Below are 4,727 nucleotides of genomic sequence, written 5' to 3'. Positions count from 1 at the left end.
GAACATAATCTGCTTTATTTTAGTCCCTATTTTTCCTTAACCGAGCAGTATTGGGTGCAACATTACTCAGGCGACGATTGGAAGCGAGCAGCAAAATTTTTCAAGTCTGCGTTATCGATGCCCCACCCCAGCGATCGCAAATTTGTTTGACAGTGCTCAGCGCAGCAGATTTTTTGATTATCCCCTTAGAGGCATCGGTCAAAGGTTATGGTTCCCTTGTGCGGAGGCTCGACTTACTAAGCGGCTTGCAAGATGTCGGTGCAACAGATGCCCAAGTATTAGGTGTTTTGCCCTTCCGCGATCGCTAGTTTTGAGTTCTAAAAGATTCTATATCTGTAATTTTTTTAACGCCTAAAAGCAGTTACTGTTGGCTTTGTTTTTTATTTGACGATGCCACTTAATGACTAACTCACCCAGATTTAAGAGTTTATCAAATATTGACTTTAACTCATCTACTGATTGGAATAGACGATGAGCAATGTATTCCTTTCACATTTAACCGTCCACATCGTCGTTATCCCGTAAGGTTTTTGCGTTGTCCTCGCTTACCGGGACTTAAACAAAAATTAAGCCCAAATATAGCCCAAACTGACGATATTCGCAGCAAACAGGTCACGATTTCGGGTCAAACAGTTGAAAAATCGATAAGACATAGCCGTTCTAAATGCATCTATTGCTTCAGTAAAAGTGTTCATTTATCCCTTGTGTTATTAGTAGTTTTTGGCTCAACCAACTTTGGATTTAATTCCTTGCTTTAATTCCTATATTCTTGAGAAAAAATAACCTTTTAATTCGGTTAGTATCACAAAATAATTGATAATTACCACACCAAGTTAGGCAGGAAAAAAAGATTACGGGTTACTCGAATTTGGCGGTTCGGTAAACCAGAATAAAAACTATTAATATCAATATTAATCAACTAATAAATCTGCTGTTTAAGGGAATAATGCAGTCAGGCGATCGCCCTACCCAATCGCAGCCATGATATGCGATCGCGGGCAAGTATCTACGCTTTTTTTTAGAGAAAAACGGGAGTGCGATCGCACCCTAACTTAACTTACTCTACCGGAGTTAAGCTTACAAAAAAAGCCATGTGTGAAATTATCTCACGTTTTATTGATACCAACTGACGTTGTGCATCAATAAAGCCTCTTCACCTGTTCGGACAGCCTGGCATATTATCTCCAAGCAGCAACCGTGCTAGGCTAGGTAATGCTTCACCATAGGTAGGATGAATATGAACTGATCGCTCTAACAACTGCCAGGTTGCTCCCGCTTCCATCAGATCCAGAAAAACATGCACTAGTTCAGCAGTTTCGTACCCCACCAGGGTGGCTCCTAAGATTTTGTCGGTGTCGCTGTCGATTACCATGCGGTAAAACCCCAAGTCATGTCCCCACTCGATCGCACGAGCAATTTGGCTCATGGGTAAGGTAACAGCACGCGCGTTGATGCCGTGCTTCTGAGCCTGTTCTAACGTCATCCCCACTCGCCCAACCTGAGGTTCTGTGTAGATAGCATAGCCAAGGACGCGATCGCTCCGTGTCCGGTTTTCTCCACACAAAATCGCTTTTAAGCGGCGATAGTCCTCCCACGACACATGCGTAAAGGCAGGCTGTTTGGCAGCATCTCCGATCGCATAGACTCCAGAACAGGTGGTATGGAACTGGTCGTTAATTTTGATAAACCCCTTATCATCTAGCTCAATTCCGCTCTTGGCTGCATTTAATGCACCTGTATTTGGTTTACGTCCAATCACAACCAGCAACGCCTCTGCTTGAAGTTGCTCACCACTGCTCAATGTCAGCTTAAACACATCATTTTCATGTGCCACCTGATTTACATTCACCCCGAAGTGAAGCTCAATCCCATCCTGCTGTAATGCTTCTGCTAAAACCTCGCTGACATCAGCCTCTTCCCGATCGAGGACGCGATCGCCCCGCACAATTAAGTGGGTCTGACTGCCCAAACACGCCAGTCCCTGCCCCAGTTCCAATCCAATATAGCCAGCCCCAATTACCAGTAACCGAGGTGGTAATGCTTTTAAGTCAAAGAAGTTGCGGTTGGTCAGGTAGGGAGTGCCTGCAAGACCCGGAATATCAGGAATCAGTGATGACGTGCCAGTATTAACGATAACTATTGGAGCCTGAACGGTGACATCACCCCCTCTAACAGTACGTTCACCAACAAAGGAAGCTTCAGCGCAAATGATTTTGACGCCTGCATCATCCAATCGCTTCTGAATACCCTGGTTAAAGCTGTTACGGATTAAGCGGACTCGCTCCATGACGGTGGGAAAATCAACCTGAACTTGCGTGTGGATGCCTAATTTCTTTGCCTGACGGGCACGCCCCGCTGCATGAGCTGCTGCCAAGAATGCTTTGGAAGGAGTGCAACCATAATTGATGCAACTGCCGCCCAAAGCATCCCGCTCAAACAAGACCACCTTGCGACCCTCTTTGACAAAATCAGCTGCCAGTGGAATGCCTCCTTGACCGCTCCCAATCACTATGACGTCTGCTGTTTCCATCAGTGCTGGACTCCAAGTTGATAGTTTGCTTTCATAACATTCTCACACTCTAGGTTAAAAATTTTTCACGCATGATTGTATGTTTGATTTTTTTGGGATAATTTATTTTTTGGAAGTCCCGAAAGGGAAAAGTAAGTAGACTTTGCTTGTAATCGAATCCTACCCAAATGGTTGCCCCCACGTTACCCACATTTCCTTATTAAAAGGCGACTTCCACTTTTGAATTAGTGCTTGCTCTAGCTGCTGCCTGGGTTTTGTTTGCACCGGAGCATCCCACTAAAAAGCGATGCTCACTTCCCGTTGCAGTCCATAATGATGATACAGTGAATGGTAGCTATCAATCATATTGCTTGCATCCATGCTCACCTTTCCACCGTTTACCAAAACGGCAAGTTTCACCAACATACAACAGCAAGGGCATGGCATTATCGATCACAAAATAAATAGCGGCGCTACCCGCATCTGTTGGCATCCTGTAAAACGCCATTGATTGCAAGGGCAGAGTAAAAGCATCTATCGTGTCTGGGTCGCAGTGGTTAGGTGCGAGATCAAACAGTGTCACCTGTTTTGCTGGTTGACTTTCCCTCACCCGTTGCTGATAGTTCAAAATTTGCGCTTTCCACTTCAGCAGGGCATCAGTACCCATCACCAGTGCATCTGTCAAAAGTACTGGTGTGAGGGGTAAATCAAAAAATAGGTTTAGCTGGTTGTCTTCCAAGGTGATCACAGGCAGTTATTTTCCCAGTAGATTATCCCCCAGAACTCAAATTGGTAGGCAAATCAGAGATTAATGCCAACCTAAAAGATACCAAGGACTATCCGGGCGGAGTTTGGACACTACCTCCAACCTTGAGCCAAGGTCAAAAAGATAGGCAACGCTTCCTCACCATTGGCGAGAGCGATGTCTAGCGACGGGCTACGCCTACGCATGACCAAAACGGGACAGTAAATTCCTACAGCGTGTTTTCAACCCTTGGCAGGCTGGTGGCATATCGAAGTTACAGAACGCCGAACTAAAGCTGATTTTGCTAAACAGATGAAAAATTTAGTAGATATTTGCTACCGAGATACCGAGTTTCTAATTGGAGGTCTAGTTGGGTTCGTTCCCGACGTGCTGCTAATTCACTTGAAAATGAAAGACTAAATTTTGAACTAAGAATAGGTTCAAACTACAGCCTAAATCTACCCGATGAAGTAGCAATTGAAAATTTTAGAAAAAATGTCATGCGAGTTCAAAATCAAACCTTAGAAGAATGGGAAAAGATAGTGGTTAAGGAATCTGAAAAGTCTAATATTTCCCAACAGAATTAGCCTTGGGGAAATTACACATTTTTTAAATACTGCTGCGCTTTTATTTAATGCGATCGCCCCCTCGCCCCCTACAACTGCTCCATCTTTACCCCTGCCACTTCCAACATGACCGTACGTAATGGGCACTAGTCGCCCCACAGTGGTGTAAAAGCTATTCCCCACTGGCGTTGTAGTCGAACGTTCCTTGAATCGTCGCATGGTAATCAAGAACCACTCCCGCGTCTTTGGCATTGGTAGCCTGTACAGCTGGCGAGTATTGACAAAGTAGTAAAACAGCCAATCTGCCTCAGTGTACATGAAGCAGCCGGGGGTTCTCTTCTCCAGGTTGCTGTGAGTTTCAAAAAACAAGTTACGAGTTTTATTCCACCTGTCACCCTTCACTTCGATTCAGATTTCGCCACTGTGCGTTGTCCAGATGAAGTCAACATCGCGGCGTTGGTAATCTGGGTCATCCTCAACATTAACAACGCTGATGGTTTCTGACTTTGCCCACAACCACGCCTCAATGTCAGTAGCCGCCTGATTAGCTACCTGCACCGCGTCATCCATGCTGTAGGCGTAGGTCATAGTTTTAGTTCCACCATTCAAATTAGATAGTACAATCGTATTATTAAGTTGATATAGAAAATTGAGTTATGCACCTACTTTGGTTTCGTCGAGACTTACGTTTGGCTGACAACGAAATTGTCACCTTAGCGTCTGCCAATAATGCCGCAGTTTTACCATTCTTTATTATTGACCCTTGGTTTTATCAGTGGGTCGATGTAGGTAAAGCGCGGGTGCGGTTTTTGTTTGAGTCTTTAGAGAATCTAGATAGTAATTTACAAAAAATAGGTAGCAAATTAATATTATTTGAAGGTAATTCTGTAGAGATTATACAAGAATT

8 protein-coding genes and 1 pseudogene are annotated in these 4,727 nt (G+C 44.3%); 4 read left to right on the top strand and 5 right to left on the bottom strand.

Annotated elements, in window-relative coordinates:
• The first annotated feature begins 50 nt into the window (after positions 1 to 50).
• Complete coding sequence (locus tag ACFFAP_RS36050) at positions 51 to 308, top strand: AAA family ATPase (protein ID WP_375515704.1); 258 nt, start codon at positions 51 to 53, stop codon at positions 306 to 308.
• A 43-nt stretch (positions 309 to 351) separates the two neighbouring features.
• Here the strand turns inward: ACFFAP_RS36050 and ACFFAP_RS36045 are convergent.
• From ACFFAP_RS36045 to ACFFAP_RS36035, 3 genes and pseudogenes are all read right to left on the bottom strand, one after another.
• Positions 352 to 489 (bottom strand): annotated as a pseudogene (locus tag ACFFAP_RS36045) (IS630 family transposase); the annotation flags it as partial.
• Between the two features lie 664 nt (positions 490 to 1,153).
• A complete protein-coding gene (locus tag ACFFAP_RS36040) occupies positions 1,154 to 2,530 on the bottom strand; it encodes a dihydrolipoyl dehydrogenase family protein (RefSeq protein WP_375515703.1) in 1,377 nt (458 codons plus the stop codon).
• Between the two features lie 337 nt (positions 2,531 to 2,867).
• A complete protein-coding gene (locus ACFFAP_RS36035; RefSeq protein WP_375515702.1) occupies positions 2,868 to 3,257 on the bottom strand; it encodes a hypothetical protein in 390 nt (129 codons plus the stop codon).
• A gap of 41 nt (positions 3,258 to 3,298) precedes the next feature.
• On the opposite strand from ACFFAP_RS36035, the gene ACFFAP_RS36030 reads away from it, so the two are divergent.
• Together ACFFAP_RS36030 and ACFFAP_RS36025 are read left to right on the top strand one after the other, a co-directional pair.
• On the top strand, positions 3,299 to 3,439 hold the full coding sequence (locus ACFFAP_RS36030; protein ID WP_375515701.1) for a hypothetical protein: 141 nt from the start codon (positions 3,299 to 3,301) through the stop codon (positions 3,437 to 3,439).
• A gap of 64 nt (positions 3,440 to 3,503) precedes the next feature.
• Positions 3,504 to 3,674, top strand: coding sequence for a hypothetical protein (locus ACFFAP_RS36025; protein WP_375515700.1), 171 nt, complete (start codon positions 3,504 to 3,506; stop codon positions 3,672 to 3,674).
• Between the two features lie 101 nt (positions 3,675 to 3,775).
• Here ACFFAP_RS36025 and ACFFAP_RS36020 read toward each other — a convergent pair whose 3' ends face one another.
• On the bottom strand, positions 3,776 to 4,072 hold the full coding sequence (locus ACFFAP_RS36020; protein WP_375515699.1) for a hypothetical protein: 297 nt from the start codon (positions 4,070 to 4,072) through the stop codon (positions 3,776 to 3,778).
• A 156-nt stretch (positions 4,073 to 4,228) separates the two neighbouring features.
• A complete protein-coding gene (locus ACFFAP_RS36015; RefSeq protein ID WP_375515698.1) occupies positions 4,229 to 4,408 on the bottom strand; it encodes a hypothetical protein in 180 nt (59 codons plus the stop codon).
• A gap of 68 nt (positions 4,409 to 4,476) precedes the next feature.
• On the opposite strand from ACFFAP_RS36015, the gene ACFFAP_RS36010 reads away from it, so the two are divergent.
• Positions 4,477 to 4,727: deoxyribodipyrimidine photo-lyase (locus ACFFAP_RS36010; protein WP_375515697.1), on the top strand; the 251-nt coding region annotated here is incomplete at its 3' end.

This window comes from uncultured Nostoc sp. (genome assembly GCF_964245575.1).
Taxonomy (GTDB): Bacteria; Cyanobacteriota; Cyanobacteriia; order Cyanobacteriales; family Nostocaceae; genus Nostoc.
Note: the sequence above shows the minus strand (reverse complement) of the source record. Positions and strands in the feature narration are given on the sequence as shown.

Excerpts from the sequence above, each read along its gene's own strand:
- ACFFAP_RS36040 (WP_375515703.1), bottom strand. The coding sequence starts at position 2,530 with ATGGAAACAGCAGACGTCATAGTGATTGGGAGCGGTCAAGGAGGCATT.
- ACFFAP_RS36020 (WP_375515699.1), bottom strand. The coding sequence starts at position 4,072 with ATGCCAAAGACGCGGGAGTGGTTCTTGATTACCATGCGACGATTCAAG.
- ACFFAP_RS36015 (WP_375515698.1), bottom strand. The coding sequence starts at position 4,408 with ATGACCTACGCCTACAGCATGGATGACGCGGTGCAGGTAGCTAATCAG.